Origin of the sequence: Thioalkalivibrio sp. AKL17, assembly GCF_000377885.1 — a bacterium.
GTDB classification, from domain to species: domain Bacteria; phylum Pseudomonadota; class Gammaproteobacteria; order Ectothiorhodospirales; family Ectothiorhodospiraceae; genus Thioalkalivibrio; species Thioalkalivibrio halophilus.
Genome location: NZ_KB898767.1, coordinates 146,471 through 161,407 on the forward strand (window position 1 = coordinate 146,471; position 14,937 = coordinate 161,407).

Below are 14,937 nucleotides of genomic sequence, written 5' to 3' on the forward strand. Positions count from 1 at the left end.
GGCCCGCCGGCAAAGCGCCACTAGCGAAATCGACGCTGAACCACACATAGGCTATGGTTTCCACAAGCTGGCACGCAAGGATGCCGCGTTACCGATTCGCCCGGAGCCAGGAGGAACCAACCATGGCCGAGCTACCCGAGTTCATCGAGTCAGGCGAAGCTGCCCGGCTGATCCCCGTCACCGCCGACTCCAACAAAGAACAACGAGCAGCCTCCATCGTCCTGGCAGCCATGCGAAGCATCTACGAGCTCCGCCAATCCATGCTGGGCTCCCTGGGCGTCCGTGTAGGCAACCGTGCAAGGCTCGGCGCCTGGACCGAAGTCACGTTCAAGGAAGAGAAGAGCGCGAAATCGAGCTCCAAAAAGAACGACCGCCCCGACGGCCTGCTGGTCCTCGATACCGGGAAGAAGCGTTGGACCGCCCTGATCGAAGCCAAGATCGGCAATGCCGAAGTGGACGAGGAACAACTCCAGTCCTACGTCCAGCAGGCCCGCGCTCACAAGATCGATGCGGTGATCACCATCACCAACCAGTTCGTGGCCCAGCCTACCCACCACCCGATCAAGCTGCCGAAAAACCAGACGCGCAACGTCGAGCTCTATCACTGGTCCTGGATGTACATCCTCACGCAGGCCACCCTCCTGTTGGAGGCCGACGGGATCAGCTCACCCGACCAGCGCTTCATCCTCGCGGAAGTGACCCGGTATCTGAATCATGACTCGAGCGGCGTCAGCCGCTTCGACAGCATGAACCGGGAATGGAAGGACGTCGTCGCCAAGGTCAAGAATGGCGCGAAGCTGAACAAGAACTCCGAAGAGGTCGAAAACACGGTTTCCAGCTGGCACCAGGAACAACGCGATCTGAGCCTGGTTCTTTCACGGAAACTCGGCCAGGCCGTCAAACTGCGCCTGAGCCGAACCCACCGCACCGACCCGCAGGCCCGCCTGAAAAGTGATTGCGAGCTCCTCGCCTGCGAACACGTACTGCGCTGCGAACTGGACATCCCGCACGCCGCGGCAGAGCTCCACGTGGAAGCGAACCTGGAGAAGCGCGTGATCGTCACGAGCATGCGGCTCGACGCACCGAAGGACAAAAAGAAGACCAGCGCCCGCGTCAACTGGCTACGCCGCCAGCTCGACAACGTCGAATCCGAGGGCTTCTTCGTGAAGGCGATCCGTCCGGGCAAGGCCGAATCCACGCAGGCCCCTCTCGGCCTCGTACTGGAAGACCCTGAATACCTCGAGTCCGAGAATACCGACGCCGTTCCAACTGCCTTCGAAGTGCGCTATGTGGCCGATCAAGCCTCCCGCTTCTCCGGCAACAAGGTGTTCATCGAGGAACTTGAGCGTGCCGTGCCCCATTTCTACGAACAGGTTGGCCAGCGACTCCGGGCATGGGTGCCACCGCCGCCGAAAATGAAATCTGACCCAGTGAACACGGCATCCGAGACCGAACAGGAAGAAGAGGCCACCCCGCCAGACGACAGGCCGAACTGAGGCAAGATGGCTCAATGGCCCTGCCCATGGCACCGTCACTGCGCTCTTGGGCTGCTGTAACGTTCGCCATAACCGGCGGGCGAAAGCAGAGCGAAGCGGCGCTTTTGCACGTCCGAGTTGATGGCGTGGTTATGCAATTTTTTTGCGCGGGTCATTTTCGAAAATGGAAGACGGCAAGGCCAACATACTGGGTTCGTAGCCAATAAGATTCGAAAAGTTACTGATATTAATTCGACCCCACAATCGCTCGCCTTGTTTGTTTTCTCGGACAAGCAGGTAGTCATCGGGTGGCCCCATAAGGTAATCAGTTCCCGGCGGCCAATGTTCTAACCAGACAGCGTTGAGGTCGGGAAGGAGCCTATATGGATGGTATGACTCTCGGTTGAGGCGCGAGGACAATTTTTCTAATGCCCATACTGCAAGAGCTGTAGTTATGCTCTTACTTGATTTTACCGCATCCTTCACACGGTCTATTTCGGCTATCCGACTATTTGGATCTTGATACTCAAGGCGCGTCGTAACAATACCCCAAACATGATCCTTTATGATTTTGTATGCATTTTGAGCAGAGGTGCCTGCACCGAAGAGTGGTTGCGAGCAAATAACAACGAAGGGCTTACCTTGCTCGTGAACAAGCCGCAAATGCACTCTGGATGGAACATTGTTCCAACCTGTAAACTCCCAAAAATAGTCTTCCTTATAGAGATGCAAGGCTAATCCCCTTGAATTGCATAACGCCACAGACGAGCCGCGTGGCAAAGCCGCCGCTTTGCCACGTCGGATCGATCTGATTGTTAGGCGCCGGCGAGCGCATACCTCCTACTTGAACAATCTGCGATTTATCTGACTCACGAGGTTCTTAGGCGCTCTATGGTCACTTGCCGTCTTGTGCAGAGTGAAGGTGTATCTCGGATCATCCCGAAAAACCGCCTTATAGTGCTTACCCTCATCCGTGACTGAAAAGCCGAGCCCTTGGAGCTCGCTTATTTCTCGCGCACCTATATTCATCTGGTCCTGGAGGGCGGCTCGAACGGATTCTGCGTGGCTTCCTCGGGCTCGTACTTCCTCATTTGATACAAGGTCGCTGAGTATGTGTGCTGTTCGCGTATCCTCGCCTACGTTGGAAAGTGCCTGACGTAAAGCATCCTGCACGACTTCCGCCCGTTCCCCTGGGAAAAGATCCTGCTCTGTGCCCGCGGATACCAGACCACTAGACTCACCTGAGTGGTATGCACCGCGAAGTTGCGCGGACAAGCTGGCGATTTGCGACTTCGCTTCCGCTAGCTGGCCCTCCAAGCTCTGACGCTCCTCATCGAACGCTTCGACCCAGTCATCGATATCCTCTGTTCCCGACGACCGAAGAGCGTCGAACCGTTCTCGAGCTACCAGAGCCCGCACAGCCATCCACGTAGAAAGATCTGTAGGTTGCGACTGGCAAAGCGCTGTCTGCACGCGCATCTCCAGGAAGCGTGCGGTTGCTTCCGGCCCACGCGCGCCGACGAAGGTACGATCGAAAGCAGCACCGTCTGGCCAATACAAGCCTATAGCACCGCCATAGGCATTGCTCCGATCTACCTTGTGCATAAGCTGAAACGAAAAGTCTCTAGACGGCTCAACGAGAACATGCGCCATCCCAGAAAGCCGTTTCGCAAGGCTCCGCACATTGAGGTGCGGTTTGTTATCCGGTCCGAGGCTTACATATACCACCGGTAAACGGTTTCCAAGATCCCCGGTGATTGCGGCCGCCGCAAGATCCACGTCGCCCTCTGAAAGGTAGTAAGGAACCTCGCCAACGGTCAGTCCGCCATCAATACCGCCGCCCAATTGTTCGATCAGTTGTCTGATAATGTACGGCTTTCGGGCCCACGGCACCTCAACGCCGGTGACCATGGATGTGCAGTGGACGCGGACCGATGCAAGTAGCCCCTCGGGCATTTCGCGCCCGACCAGCTCGGTCACCCATTCCAGATGATTTTCGCCGCGACACCTGTGCTGCATTGCACTCGTTCGCGTCCCACCGCTCTCGGCAATAGCAAAATCTACTCGGTTGACCCCACGCTCCGACTGATAGAGCGTATTGATCTCCGCCGGTGTCCCAAGGTCATCTTCCATCCAAGGGTACTGCGGACTCCCGATCAACCAAGTTCGACATATCTCAATGAAGTCCACAGCCGAAGCCTCGGTAGCAGTCCTAAACTCTGTCGCAAATACAAGCATTGGATTCCCTCATCGCCTAACGCCCGGCTCACGCGCCGGTTTGGAGCCGCGAAGCGGCGGAAAATCGGTCGCCGTGAAGCCGATTGTTAGGTATGAATGATGTAGGCATTCCGCTCAACTTCACTGTCTAGGTACTCTTTAAACCACCACCACTTGTACCTGACTGGCTCTGGATGATTAGCTCTCAAATTGCTTTCGATTATGCGAGAGTAATTTTCAAAGGCCCGCTCCGCCGCGCCATGGGAGTTGTCCTGTATGTAGTAGTCATGCAACACGTTGACTATGAAGCGACTCATGTACTCAAGGCACATCGTGCTGGAACTACCCTCAGTGCTAACCCAATGGTTTTTGGCATTCGGTGACAGTTCGACCCGGGGGACAAGGGTTTTTGTCTCTATCTGATATGCCTCCTGATAAGCAGGCCCTACGATATTTGAATCAGTGTGCCAAACGGGGCCGACCGATATGCCTCCTCGGAGCAGGTATCCCTTGGACAGCAAGATATGACTGATCTGAATAACGCGCATCACCAGAATCGACAATCCGCGGTAACTTGGCATTTGGCTTGAGGTCAGCGGAGCACTCAGAATAATGCTGTCTGATATGTAGAGATGTTTCGGAATTAAATCCCTGGGCACCGTGTGATCTACTGTTCCATCCAGCTTTGGAACAGCACTCTCCAACACGTCAATTAATGACTCTAGCTCCGTGTGCTTGGGGCCGCCTTGGCCCGCCGCGTCGACGACCTGCTTGAAGCCAAGAACGTCAATGAAAGCTACGGCTCGATCCTCAAATCTGATCTTCGGCACTACCCTCTCCCTTCATACCTAACAGTAGATTAGACAGAATCTGTCATATTGGTGATATACAGATTCTGCATATCATCCTGGCGTTCTCCTCTCGGTGGCACACCACCACAGGTAAACCATGCTTTTATCATGGTAGTGGACGTGGCGTCGAGTGGCAGGGGGCCCCACGCGCTGGGACGAACGATTTTCGTCTCTTGGTCAAAGTCTTACAGCGGCCCTATCGGTCAACGTAGGGGAGACGCAGGGGCCCACGTTAAAGGCTTGCGGGTGGACTGATTCGGGGCGAGACGTGGAAAGCGGCGGCTCGAGCGTGACAGAGCGCGGTGCTATACAGAATCGGTATATCACCGTTAGCGCAGTGTGGGGTGACGGGAGGAGCCACCACGCGGGGCCCGAGAATCGGGCTTCCGGCGGGAGCTGTGGCGGCGTTCCCTGGTACGATCCGGCCAGAGGTTAACGGAGAGCCGGTGTTGGAAACGCTCATAGAAGCGAATCAGGCGGTGGTGGTCTGCGGCATTCTGGAGGACGCGCAGGGGCGGATCTTTCTGGCGCGTCGTGGGGCCGATCAGGCGCTGGCGGGGTATTGGGAGTTCCCCGGTGGCAAGGCGGAGCCGGGTGAGAGCCTGGAGGCCGCGGTGTGCCGCGAATTCCGCGAAGAGCTGGCGCTGGAGCTTCGAGTCGGGGAAGAGATCGGGCGCACGCCGATTCCGGGTAATGGGATCCTTGAGTTGGTGGCGCTGCGGGCGTGGACGGATGACGAGAGCCCGGTGCTGACGGTGCACGATCGCTGGTGCTGGGTGTCGCCGGCGGAGGCGCGCGGGCTCGAACTCGCGCCCGCGGACATCCCGTTGCTCGAAGCCTTTGTTGCGGGGCGTTCCGTATGAGCCGGAATAGCGCCGCCAAGTCCCTGCCCGGGGCCGAATGGGTTGGCCTGCATGAACGGCTGGATACGCCGCGGGTGCGGCAGGCGCTGGAAGCCCTGGGGCTGGAGGACCATGCCCGCTGGAGCCAGGGGCTGGAAGGCGACGATCTGGCCATGACCCTGGCGGCGGAACTGGCCCAGCGCCTCGCCGAGCGCGCCGGGGAACTGCGCGAGAAGGGGCATGAAGACTGGACCCGGGCCGTGCAGATCCTGGCGGATGCGCTGGCGGCGGCTGGGCATCCGCTGTCGGGCATTGAGGAAGACCTTCCGCTGCCGCCGTTTCGGCAGTTGTTGGAGGTGCGCTCTCCGACCGCCGACCAGGTTGGGCAGCAGGAGACACCGCGGCCGGATATACCGTTGGCGCTGTCCAGCCTGCTCACCGGGTCCGATCGCACGCCGAGTCTGGTGACGCAGATCGAGAAGGAACTGGCCAGTGCGGAGCGGGCGGACTGGCTGGTGTCGTTCATCAAGTGGAGCGGGATTCGCGCCCTGCGCGAGACGCTGAAGCGCTTTACCGAGACCCCGACGGCCGATGGCTCGCCCAGGCTGCGGATCGCGACGACCTCGTACCTCGGGGCCACGGATCTGAAGGCGATCGAGTTTCTGCTGGGCCTGCCGAACACCGAGATTCGGGTCTCGTACGACACGCATCGCACGCGCCTGCACGCCAAGGCCTACCTGTTCCATCGGAACACGGGGTTTGGCAGTGCCTACATCGGCTCGGCGAATGTCTCGCGGGTGGCGCTGGATGAGGGGCTGGAGTGGACGGCCAAGGTCAGCGAGTACGAGCTGCCGCATATGTGGCGCCAGATCGAGGCCTCGTTCGAGGCGCACTGGGCAGACCCGGCCGAGTTTGAGCCTCTAACCGCGGAAGACCTGCCTCGCCTGCAGCAGGCGCTGGAGTCGGAATCCAGCGCAGGGCCAGCCGCGCAGAAAGACGCTGCCACATTCTTCGATCTGCGGCCGTATGCCTTTCAGCAGGAGATCCTGGAGGACATCGAGCGCGAGCGCCGTTCGGGGATCGACCGCCATCTGGTGATCGCCGCCACCGGGACCGGCAAGACCATGATCGCGGCGTTCGACTATCGCCGGTTTGCGCGCGAGCAGGCGGACAAGGGGCGGCCGTCGCTGCTGTTCATCGCCCACCGCGAGGAGATCCTGCGTCAGGCGATGGCCAGCTTCCGTCAGGTGCTGCAGGACAACGAATTTGGCGACGTGCTGGTGGGCGGGGCGCGCCCGAGTCAGGACCGCCACCTGTTCTGCACGGTGCAGAGCTGGAACGCGCGGGACCTCGATCGCCTCGACCCGGCGCATTTCGATTACGTGGTACTGGATGAGGCTCACCACAGTAGCGCCGGGAGCTATCAGCGCATCCTGGACCATGTGCGGCCCCAATGCCTGCTGGGCCTGACGGCGACCCCGGAGCGCACGGATGCCGACGACATCCGCCAGCACTTCGGCCAGCGTTACACGCACGAGATCCGCCTGCCGGATGCGATCGAGCGTCGCCTGCTGGTGCCGTTCCATTACTTCGGCGTGGCCGACCACGAGTCCGTGGACCTGAGCCGGGTGAGCTGGCAGCGCGGGGGCTATGACGCGCAAGAACTGGAGGGCGTCTTCACCGGCAACCAAGCGCGCGCCGACTGGGTGTTGCGGCAGGCCCATGAACACGCGACCGACCTGGGCTCGGTTCGGGGTCTGGGGTTTTGCATCAGCCGCGCCCATGCGCGGTTCATGGCCGAGCATTTTTCAGCCAAGCAGGTGCCCAGCGCGGTGCTGACCGGCGAGAGCCCGGACCACGAGCGCGAATCGGTGCAGCGCGACCTGCGCGAGGGGCGCATCCGCTTCATCTTTACCGTGGACCTCTACAACGAGGGCGTGGATCTGCCGGAGGTGGACACCCTGTTGCTGCTGCGCCCGACCGAGAGCCTGACGGTCTACCTGCAGCAACTCGGGCGCGGGCTGCGGCTGCATGAAGACAAGCCGCACCTCACGGTGCTGGATTTCGTCGCGCCGCAGGATCGGCGCTTTCGCTACGCCGCGCGGTTCCGTGCGCTCAGCGCGCGGCCGGAGAAGCGGGTGGATCACCAGATCGAGGAGGGCTTCCCCTGGCTGCCCAGCGGCTGCCTGATCCACCTCGACCGGTTGGCCACCCAGCGGGTCCTCGACAACATCCGCGCGCAGATCAACCGCCAGCGCCCGCAGATCGTGCGCGAGCTGAAGGGCTGTTTCCAGGAGGACATCGACTCCGCCAGCCTGCCCAAGATGCTCGACTGCCTGCATATGGACGACGCCGAGGACCTGCTGCGCAAGGACCTGCCCTCACGGCTGCGCGCGGACTGCGGTGGGGAGTCGACCGAGGCACTGAAACCGTATGCCAACGGCCTCAAGCGCGGGCTGCAACGCCTGGTCCGCTGTGATGACCAGCAGTTGCTGGAAACCCTGCAAAGCCATCTGGCGGAATCCGCGTCGAACGTGGATGAGCTCAGCGAGGAAGAACGACTCCGGCTGGCCCTCATCCACAGCACGCTATGGGGCAAGTCGCGCCCGGGGAACGGCGACCTCTCGTCGGTGGACCGCTTCGTCCGCGAACAACGCCCGCTCTACCGGGATCTTCAGGAGGTCGTCGAATGGCGGCGCGAGCGCATGGTGCCGGCCAGCGGCATCACCTTCCCGGAGCAGACCGGGCCACTGGAACTGCACGCGTCCTACACCCGCGAGCAGATCCTGCTGGCGCTGGGGCTTGGGAGCCTGGAGAAGCCCATCACTCAGCAGGAGGGTGTGCGGCATGTGCCGGAACGGCGAGTGGATGCGCTGTTCGTGACCCTGGAGAAATCCGAGCAGGAGTTCTCCCCCACCACCATGTACGAGGACTACGCTCTCAACGAGCGGCGGTTCCACTGGCAGTCGCAGTCCGCCACCTCGCCCAGCTCGGAAACCGGGCAGCGCTACATCCACCACGAACAGCTCGGCTACATCCCCATGCTGTTCATACGCCCGGCCAAGCGCGACACCACCGGATTGAGCCAGCCATTCACCTTCTGCGGCCCGGTGCGCTACCAGCGCCACGAAGGCAGCAAGCCGATGAGCATCGTCTGGGAGCTGGATTACGAACTGCCCGCCCGCCTCCTGCACCTCGCCCGCCGCACGGTCCTGTAGCGCTCAGCGGCGAGTTCAGGTGGTGGAAAGCGGGCAGGTGATCCGGCAGCCGGGAGCAGTTCTGTTCGACTGCTTTGCTCAGAGGGCCTGTCCGTGGTCTTCGACGTCGCGGCGCAGTTCGTCGCTGGCCTCGGTCAGGTCGACCAGATCGAAGGTGTAGAGCGTCCGCAGGTCCTCGATGCGGCCGCGCAGCCGGCCCCAGTCGCTGATGGCAACGTCCCGGGCCGGCACGATCGCCAGGTCGATGTCGGAGTTCCAGCGCGCCGTGCCACGCGGCCAGGAGCCGAACCAGATTACCCGGGCATCGTCGCCGAATTCCTCGCGCACGATGGCGGCGGCGTCATGCTCCAGCCCGGTCACCCGCTCGCGCGGCGACTGCGCCCCTTCGGCATTCGGGATGTTGGCGTAACCCGCGGTTTCCATGCTCTGGCCGTCCCCTGAGTACAGGAGAACTATAGCATCCGGTGTTGCTGACAAGCCTCGGGTCCGAGCGTACGGTTCGATGTAAAGCGCACCCCCGCATGAGGAGCCACCCCATGAGTCGCCCGTCAGCAAGCATGCCGTTGCGCCATGCCTTGGCAAAGGCGCGTTTTACCCCCGTTCGCGCGATGGCCGAATACGCACCATTGCTGCAGGGAGAGACCGGCACCATTGCGAACGAAGCGCGGGACGCTCCTCGGGTCCTTGCCGCGTTGCGCGAATCGCTGGGATTGTCGATCACCGGCCTTGCTCGGGCGTTCGATGTCTCGCGGCCCACGGTCTACGCCTGGATTAAGGGTGAAACCGAGCCGCGCTCCGAGCTTTGGCCCCGCCTGCAGGAGATGGAACAACTGGCCAGCCGGGCACAGCGATATTCGCTTTCCCGCCCGGCACGCCTGGTGCGCCGGCCGGTTCTGGACGGAACCAGCCTGCTCGAACGGTTGCTGGCAGGACAGGAGATGGGGAGGAGCACTTGCAGACTCTGGCCGATCTTTCCCGTGACGAGGAGACAAAGCGCGCAAAGCCCCGGGGTGGAGCAGCACGCCCTGCCAAGAATGTGGCAGCGGAATACGGTCGCCCGACCGGATAGGGAGGTAAAAGGCGGCCTCCGTGCGGGCACGCTCTCCGATGACCAGGTCGCCGCTACCATCGATTTCACTCGGTGTTGGGCGTCCCGGTCTCGGAAGCCCGGATGCCGACAAGCATCTTTTCGAGCAGTCTGAGAATGCTGGCGGTGCCCGCAGGATCATGCGGCAGGTTGGCGACCATGTCGCCGACAAGCTGAAGCCGCCCGTCCGGTGCTGTCTCCTGTTCCAGGATTTTGATGACACTGGCCCGGGTTGCCTGCGCCATGATCGAGGCCAGATCCCCACCGAGAATGCACGCTCCGGCTTCCAGATAGTCGAAGTCTTCGTGATCAAGCAGGCCGACATATTCACGGAACAACCGATCACGATTGCCGGCATCCAGATACGTCTCGACAAGATACCGGAGGTCTTCCGCGTCGCGCCGTCGACGGCCATCCTGCCGGCCGTCATCCCAGGCGATGAGTTTGAGCAGGGCCAGACCCGCTGGAGAGATGCATTGCGTGTCAGTTGGTGGGTCGCTCCTGACCCGCACTAGGCGGGCTGTCCTGGAAGCATCGGCGAACCCCTGCACATTCAGATGGAACACGTGGTCGGGTGGCCAGCTGATGGTATGAACCGGCCTTTCGATCCCGCCAAACGGGATAAGATCGACCCGAACAGGTTGTTGCGCAGCAATGTACAGCAGGCGCTGCGCGGCACGATCCGTGCGGAAACGACCAGTGGCCAGGAGACCTTTTTCGAGACCCTGGAATGTATCCCAGTGTGCGATCTCCAGCGCGAGATCGATGTCCCGAGTGGCCCGCCGGACCTCGAGGCCAAAGCCATGATGGAGAACCATGTCCCGCGCGGTGGCCCCGACCACTACAAATGGGATACCCAGCTCGGCGGCCAGGCGATCCACCTCACCCAGCACTTCGGCTAGTAATGGGTCAATCCGGTTCGAGACGTCCAGCCAGACCGTGCTCATACAGCATCCTTGCAGTTTCAATGTTGCGTTCGTCACCGCTCGCCATGAGTTCGGCATGGACGAGCAGTCGCGGCGCGAGTTCCGGGCCCTCGGTGTGACATTCCGGCGGCCAGAAGGTCTGATGGAGTTCGATGTCTCCATCCGGATCCTTGCGCAGGCCGAAGGCGGCCATCAGCCGGTTGGGGGTCATGCGAGTGTGGATGGAAACCCGCTCCGGGATCAGGTATCCGGTCAGCCTTGCGGCCGCGACCTCCCCTCCCCAGACGGCACCGTACGGTTCCAGGTCGGCGTGCTCCCACCACCCGGGCCCGGGGGCGCGGTAACGCCCGAGTAACGTCCTGGGCCGCAGTTGTTCCGGGTATGCGAGGGTCCACCGTTGAATCAGGGCATGATGGTTGTGCAGACGGCGGGTTCGCGATCCCGTTTCGAGGAGAAAGCCCTGGTCGCGCAGTGCCTGAAGACTGCGGCTGGCACTGCCGAGCGAGACGCCGGCGGCATCGGCAATCTCGCGGTAGGTCGCGTGGAGAAGACGGGGAGCGCACAGCAGGGCGAAGACGACGCGCAGGCCGGCGCTCTGGAAGGCAGCGCGGCCTGCCGGGTCGCGGTCCACCGACTCCGCGGCCACCGGCTTGTTGCCCCGGACGTAGACGTACACCGGCGGGGCATTGATGTAGGCGTTTCCGGCCAGGTCCAGATAGCCGATATCCATGCTCTTCAGGCGTTCGGCCAGGCGCGGGTTCACATACTCGCTGACGATCAGTACGGGGTATTCGGGCTCGAGACGGGCGGCGATCCAGCTCACGCTGGCCGGGGTGAGACGGGGCACGGTGTGGACCTCGAAGCACCGCTGGGTGCGTTCCGGGGCAACCCGCAGGTAAAGGGATGATGCACGTTCGATCTGCGGGTGCAGCCCGGTCGCGCCTTCCAGGCATTCGCATGCCTGTTCCAGAAGCTGTTGTTCCTGTAAACCATCCATGACCGGGCGCCTGTTCAAAGATCAATCTTGTTCAATATTATTGAACAAAACAAGAAAATGAACAACGCGAGGATGGGCACTCAGTCGAAGACGACGGTCTTGTTGCCGTGGGTGAGCACGCGGCCTTCGAGGTGGTAGCGCAGGCCGCGGGCGAGGACCCAGCGTTCCACGTCGCGGCCCTTGCGGATCATGTCCTGCACGCTGTCGTCGTGGCGTACGCGGGTGACGTCCTGTTCGATGATGGGGCCGGCGTCCAGTTCTTCGGTCACGTAGTGGCTGGTGGCGCCGATGAGCTTGACGCCGCGGGTGTGCGCCTGGTGGTAGGGGCGCGCGCCGGAGAACGAGGGCAGGAAGCTGTGGTGGATGTTGATGATGCGCTGCGGGTAGCGCTCGCACATCCACGGCGGGAGGATCTGCATGTAGCGGGCGAGGACCACGGTGTCGGGCTGCAGGTCGTCGAGGCGTTCCTGCAGTTGGGCGAAGGCGGTCGCGCGGTCGTCGCGCGGGACGGGGATGTGCTCGAACGGGATGCCGTAGCAGCGCGCCAGGGGTTCGTGGTCGGTGTGGTTGGAGAGGATGGCGGGGATATCCATGGGCAGCTCGCCGGCGTGCCAGCGGGCGAGCAGGTCGCTGAGGCAGTGGCCTTCGCGGCTGACCATGAGCACCACGCGCTGGCGGCTGCACGAGTCGGCCAGGACCCAGTCCATGCGCATGTCTTCGCCCAGATGCAGCAGGCGGTCGCGCAGTTCGCCCTCGCGCACGGGGTCGAGGGCGAAGACCCAGCGCATGAAGAACCAGCCGGCCTCGGCATCGGTGTGCTGGGCGGCTTCGGTGATCCAGCCATCGGTGCCGGCAATGGCCTCGGCCACCCGGGCCACGATGCCGTGCTGGTCGGGGCAGACGATGCTGAGGCGGAAGTCGTGGCGCGCGGGCGTGGTTTCGGTCATGGTCGAGATATTCCGGGGAGATTGAAGCGGTCAGGGTACACCGGGGCGCCCGGGAGACCGATACCCGGCAAGAATGACTACGGGCTCGACCGGACGCGCTCCCCGGCCCAGCTGGCAAAGGCGGAATACACCTCCAGGGCGTCGGGCACGGCGCCGATCACGCGATCCAGATCGATCGTGTCATAAAGATGCGTCAGTACGTTGCGCATCGCGCAGGCGTCCACCAGCTGATCGGCCAGCCCGGCATCCAGGCCATGGCGGTCGCGCAGAGCGATGAAAACTTCGCGATAGGCCGAGGCCAGCCGGTCTCCATCCCTGCGCAGGAGTTGCAGCCCGATATCGGCCGCCGATTCACACAAAAGCTGAAGCAGGCGTTCGATCGCATAGTGCTCCTGCCTCTGCACGGACACGTCCAGAGCTGCGTAATACTCCATGTCCGTCAGGAAACGATGGAGCATGTCGAGCTTGCGCCCGATCACCTCGGCGGTATCAGGAGGCATCCGTGCCCTCCATCCGGTGTTGCTGGAAGAGTACGGAGTCGGCGTGCAGGAAGAAGGCCCGGTCCTGCTCGGCGTGGAAGCGCCCGGCCTGTGCTTCGTACAGGCAGACGCCATCCCGGAAGACCTCGAACCGGGTCAGCGGGGAAGTACCCTCGCTCAGGACCAGCAGATCAACCGGGCAAGGCTCCAGGATCTCTTCCAGTTGCCGTTGCCAGCGGCCCTGGGTCATCAGGCCCGGCATCTCCGCCGGCTGAACGGCAAGGTCGATGTCCCGGCCGGTGCCGTCCCGCGCCGTGGAGCCGAACAGGACCAGCAGCTCCCAGCCATGCTCTCTGGCGAGGTGCTCGAGCTGCGAAGTTTGTTCGGGAGAAAGCATGGGGCACCGCGGCAGCGAATCCGAAAGGGTCCAGATTAGGACAACTCCAGTTCGCGGCCAAGGCCGCTCCTGCGCGGGATCAGGCGGTGTCGCGCAGGCCGGGGGGGATGGAGAAGGTGATGGTCTCTTCCTGGCCGGCGACTTCGCTGACCTCGCTCACGCCGCGCTCGCGCAGGTAGTCGATGACTTCCTGCACCAGCAGTTCGGGGGCGGAGGCGCCGGCGGTCACGGCGATTCGGTCGCGGCCTTCGAGCCAGGCGGGGTCGATGTCGGTGGCTCCATCCACCAGATACGACGGCACGCCGGCGCGCGCGCCGATCTCGGCGAGGCGGTTGGAGTTGGAGCTGTTCTTCGAGCCGACCACCAGCAGCAGGTCGCAGTCGTCGGCGAGGGTCTTCACCGCGTCCTGGCGGTTCTGCGTGGCGTAGCAGATGTCCATCTTGCGCGGCCCCTCGATGTTGGGGAAGCGCGCGGTGAGGGCGTCGATGATGTGGGCGGTGTCGTCCATCGACAGCGTGGTCTGCGAAACGAACGCCAGGCGGTCGGGCTCGCTCACCTCCAGGCGTTCCACGTCTTCCACGGTTTCCACCAGCATCATGCGCCCGCCCTTCGAGGTGTCGAACTGGCCCAGGGTGCCCTCCACCTCGGGGTGCCCGGCATGGCCGATGAGGACCACTTCGCGCCCCTCGCGGGCGTGCTTCGACACCTCGAGGTGGACCTTGGTCACCAGCGGGCAGGTGGCGTCGAACACGGTCAGGCCGCGGCGCTCGGCCTCTTCCTCCACGCGGCGCGGTACGCCGTGCGCGGAGAAGATGACCACGTTCCCGTCCGGCACTTCGTCCAGCTCTTCCACGAACACCACGCCGGCGTCTTCCAGGCGCCCGACCACGTGGCGGTTGTGCACCACCTCGTGGCGTACGTACAGCGGGGCGCCGTGGATCTCCAGGGCGCGTTCCACGATCTCGATGGCACGTTCGACGCCGGCGCAGAAGCCGCGGGGGTTGGCGAGCCGGACCTGCATGTTCATGCCCTGTTCTCCTCGCGGATCACTCGTCCGCCGGGTGCACTTCCAGGATCTCCACCTCGAAGGTGAAGTTCTTGCCCGCCAGCGGGTGGTTGAAGTCCACGGTCACGGTCTCCTCGCTCAATTCGCTGATGCGGCCGGGCACGGCCTCGGCCGAAGGACTGGTGAACTCGTAGATCTGACCCTCTTCCAGCTCCGCCTCGGGCGGGAACTGGTTGCGGGGCACCGACTGGAAGGCCTCTTTCTCGGGCCAAGGAAACATGGTCCCGGCCTCGATCGCAAATTCCCGCTGATCGCCCGGCTGCAGGCCGATCAGCAGGTCTTCCAGCCCGGGCAGGATCTCACCGGCGCCGACCTCCAGCTCGGTGGGTTCCTCGCCGGTGGAATCCACCACCAGGCCGTTTTCCAGCACCAGCCGGTAATGCATGCGTACGCGCTTTTCTTTTACTACGGTCGTCATCTTTGCTCCAGTTCGCT

The 14,937-nt window shown here is 62.7% G+C and carries 15 protein-coding genes; 4 read left to right on the plus strand and 11 right to left on the minus strand.

Translation table 11 applies throughout. From position 1 onward, the window contains the following. The first annotated feature begins 122 nt into the window (after nt 1-122). The gene (locus D577_RS0109020) at nt 123-1,496 is read left to right on the plus strand and encodes a hypothetical protein (protein WP_018947165.1); all 1,374 of its coding nucleotides are present in this window, start codon (nt 123-125) and stop codon (nt 1,494-1,496) included. 129 nt (nt 1,497-1,625) lie between these two features. Here the strand turns inward: D577_RS0109020 and D577_RS14255 are convergent, their stop codons facing one another. From D577_RS14255 to D577_RS14050, 3 genes are all read right to left on the minus strand, one after another. Continuing rightward, nucleotides 1,626-2,207 (minus strand): hypothetical protein, encoded by a 582-nt coding sequence (locus D577_RS14255; RefSeq protein ID WP_155985566.1) that lies wholly within the window; start codon nt 2,205-2,207, stop codon nt 1,626-1,628. Nucleotides 2,208-2,315: 108 nt separating this feature from the next. Next, the gene (locus D577_RS14260; RefSeq protein WP_155985567.1) at nt 2,316-3,608 is read right to left on the minus strand and encodes a hypothetical protein; all 1,293 of its coding nucleotides are present in this window, start codon (nt 3,606-3,608) and stop codon (nt 2,316-2,318) included. Nucleotides 3,609-3,799: 191 nt separating this feature from the next. Next, nucleotides 3,800-4,522 carry a hypothetical protein gene (locus D577_RS14050; RefSeq protein WP_081618823.1) on the minus strand — a complete coding sequence of 241 codons (723 nt, stop codon included), beginning with the start codon at nt 4,520-4,522 and terminating at the stop codon, nt 3,800-3,802. Nucleotides 4,523-4,992: 470 nt separating this feature from the next. Here D577_RS14050 and D577_RS0109025 point away from each other — a divergent pair, with 470 nt between their 5' ends. Both D577_RS0109025 and D577_RS0109030 read left to right on the plus strand, forming a co-directional pair. Further along, nucleotides 4,993-5,406 carry a (deoxy)nucleoside triphosphate pyrophosphohydrolase gene (locus D577_RS0109025; RefSeq protein WP_018947166.1) on the plus strand — a complete coding sequence of 138 codons (414 nt, stop codon included), beginning with the start codon at nt 4,993-4,995 and terminating at the stop codon, nt 5,404-5,406. Further along, on the plus strand, nt 5,403-8,603 hold the full coding sequence (locus tag D577_RS0109030; protein WP_018947167.1) for a DEAD/DEAH box helicase: 3,201 nt from the start codon (nt 5,403-5,405) through the stop codon (nt 8,601-8,603). Before D577_RS0109025 ends, D577_RS0109030 begins: the two co-directional genes overlap by 4 nt. Nucleotides 8,604-8,681: 78 nt before the next feature. Here D577_RS0109030 and D577_RS0109035 read toward each other — a convergent pair whose 3' ends face one another. After that, complete coding sequence (locus D577_RS0109035) at nt 8,682-9,026, minus strand: nucleotidyltransferase family protein (protein ID WP_018947168.1); 345 nt, start codon at nt 9,024-9,026, stop codon at nt 8,682-8,684. Nucleotides 9,027-9,211: 185 nt separating this feature from the next. On the opposite strand from D577_RS0109035, the gene D577_RS14525 reads away from it, so the two are divergent. After that, nucleotides 9,212-9,805, plus strand: coding sequence for a helix-turn-helix domain-containing protein (locus D577_RS14525; protein WP_371180230.1), 594 nt, complete (start codon nt 9,212-9,214; stop codon nt 9,803-9,805). On the opposite strand, the gene D577_RS13645 is transcribed toward D577_RS14525, so the two are convergent. From D577_RS13645 to D577_RS0109075, 7 genes are all read right to left on the minus strand, one after another. Beyond that, nucleotides 9,738-10,637 (minus strand): nucleotidyl transferase AbiEii/AbiGii toxin family protein, encoded by a 900-nt coding sequence (locus D577_RS13645; protein WP_038036205.1) that lies wholly within the window; start codon nt 10,635-10,637, stop codon nt 9,738-9,740. The two genes, D577_RS14525 and D577_RS13645, sit on opposite strands and share 68 nt — an antisense overlap. Continuing rightward, complete coding sequence (locus tag D577_RS0109050) at nt 10,600-11,613, minus strand: type IV toxin-antitoxin system AbiEi family antitoxin (RefSeq protein ID WP_018947171.1); 1,014 nt, start codon at nt 11,611-11,613, stop codon at nt 10,600-10,602. The genes D577_RS13645 and D577_RS0109050 overlap by 38 nt, the downstream gene beginning before the upstream one ends. 80 nt (nt 11,614-11,693) lie before the next feature. Beyond that, a complete protein-coding gene (purU, locus tag D577_RS0109055) occupies nt 11,694-12,560 on the minus strand; it encodes a formyltetrahydrofolate deformylase (RefSeq protein ID WP_018947172.1) in 867 nt (288 codons plus the stop codon). Nucleotides 12,561-12,637: 77 nt separating this feature from the next. Continuing rightward, nucleotides 12,638-13,060, minus strand: coding sequence for a DUF86 domain-containing protein (locus tag D577_RS0109060; RefSeq protein ID WP_018947173.1), 423 nt, complete (start codon nt 13,058-13,060; stop codon nt 12,638-12,640). Beyond that, the gene (locus tag D577_RS0109065; protein ID WP_018947174.1) at nt 13,050-13,436 is read right to left on the minus strand and encodes a nucleotidyltransferase family protein; all 387 of its coding nucleotides are present in this window, start codon (nt 13,434-13,436) and stop codon (nt 13,050-13,052) included. The genes D577_RS0109060 and D577_RS0109065 overlap by 11 nt, the downstream gene beginning before the upstream one ends. A gap of 79 nt (nt 13,437-13,515) precedes the next feature. Beyond that, entirely contained in the window at nt 13,516-14,463 is a 948-nt protein-coding gene (gene ispH, locus D577_RS0109070) for a 4-hydroxy-3-methylbut-2-enyl diphosphate reductase (protein ID WP_018947175.1), read from the minus strand. A 19-nt stretch (nt 14,464-14,482) separates the two neighbouring features. Further along, nucleotides 14,483-14,920: a peptidylprolyl isomerase gene (locus D577_RS0109075; RefSeq protein WP_018947176.1), complete on the minus strand. Its 438-nt coding sequence runs from the start codon at nt 14,918-14,920 to the stop codon at nt 14,483-14,485. Nucleotides 14,921-14,937 lie beyond the last annotated feature (17 nt).

Bases quoted from the DNA above. Each gene is read 5' to 3' on its own strand.
- D577_RS0109020 (WP_018947165.1), top strand. From the start codon at position 123: ATGGCCGAGCTACCCGAGTTCATCGAGTCAGGCGAAGCTGCCCGGCTG.
- D577_RS14260 (WP_155985567.1), bottom strand. From the start codon at position 3,608: ATGGAAGATGACCTTGGGACACCGGCGGAGATCAATACGCTCTATCAG.
- D577_RS0109030 (WP_018947167.1), top strand. From the start codon at position 5,403: ATGAGCCGGAATAGCGCCGCCAAGTCCCTGCCCGGGGCCGAATGGGTT.
- D577_RS0109035 (WP_018947168.1), bottom strand. From the start codon at position 9,026: ATGGAAACCGCGGGTTACGCCAACATCCCGAATGCCGAAGGGGCGCAG.
- D577_RS14525 (WP_371180230.1), top strand. From the start codon at position 9,212: ATGGCCGAATACGCACCATTGCTGCAGGGAGAGACCGGCACCATTGCG.
- D577_RS13645 (WP_038036205.1), bottom strand. From the start codon at position 10,637: ATGAGCACGGTCTGGCTGGACGTCTCGAACCGGATTGACCCATTACTA.
- D577_RS0109050 (WP_018947171.1), bottom strand. From the start codon at position 11,613: ATGGATGGTTTACAGGAACAACAGCTTCTGGAACAGGCATGCGAATGC.
- purU (WP_018947172.1), bottom strand. From the start codon at position 12,560: ATGACCGAAACCACGCCCGCGCGCCACGACTTCCGCCTCAGCATCGTC.
- D577_RS0109060 (WP_018947173.1), bottom strand. From the start codon at position 13,060: ATGCCTCCTGATACCGCCGAGGTGATCGGGCGCAAGCTCGACATGCTC.
- D577_RS0109065 (WP_018947174.1), bottom strand. From the start codon at position 13,436: ATGCTTTCTCCCGAACAAACTTCGCAGCTCGAGCACCTCGCCAGAGAG.
- ispH (WP_018947175.1), bottom strand. From the start codon at position 14,463: ATGAACATGCAGGTCCGGCTCGCCAACCCCCGCGGCTTCTGCGCCGGC.
- D577_RS0109075 (WP_018947176.1), bottom strand. From the start codon at position 14,920: ATGACGACCGTAGTAAAAGAAAAGCGCGTACGCATGCATTACCGGCTG.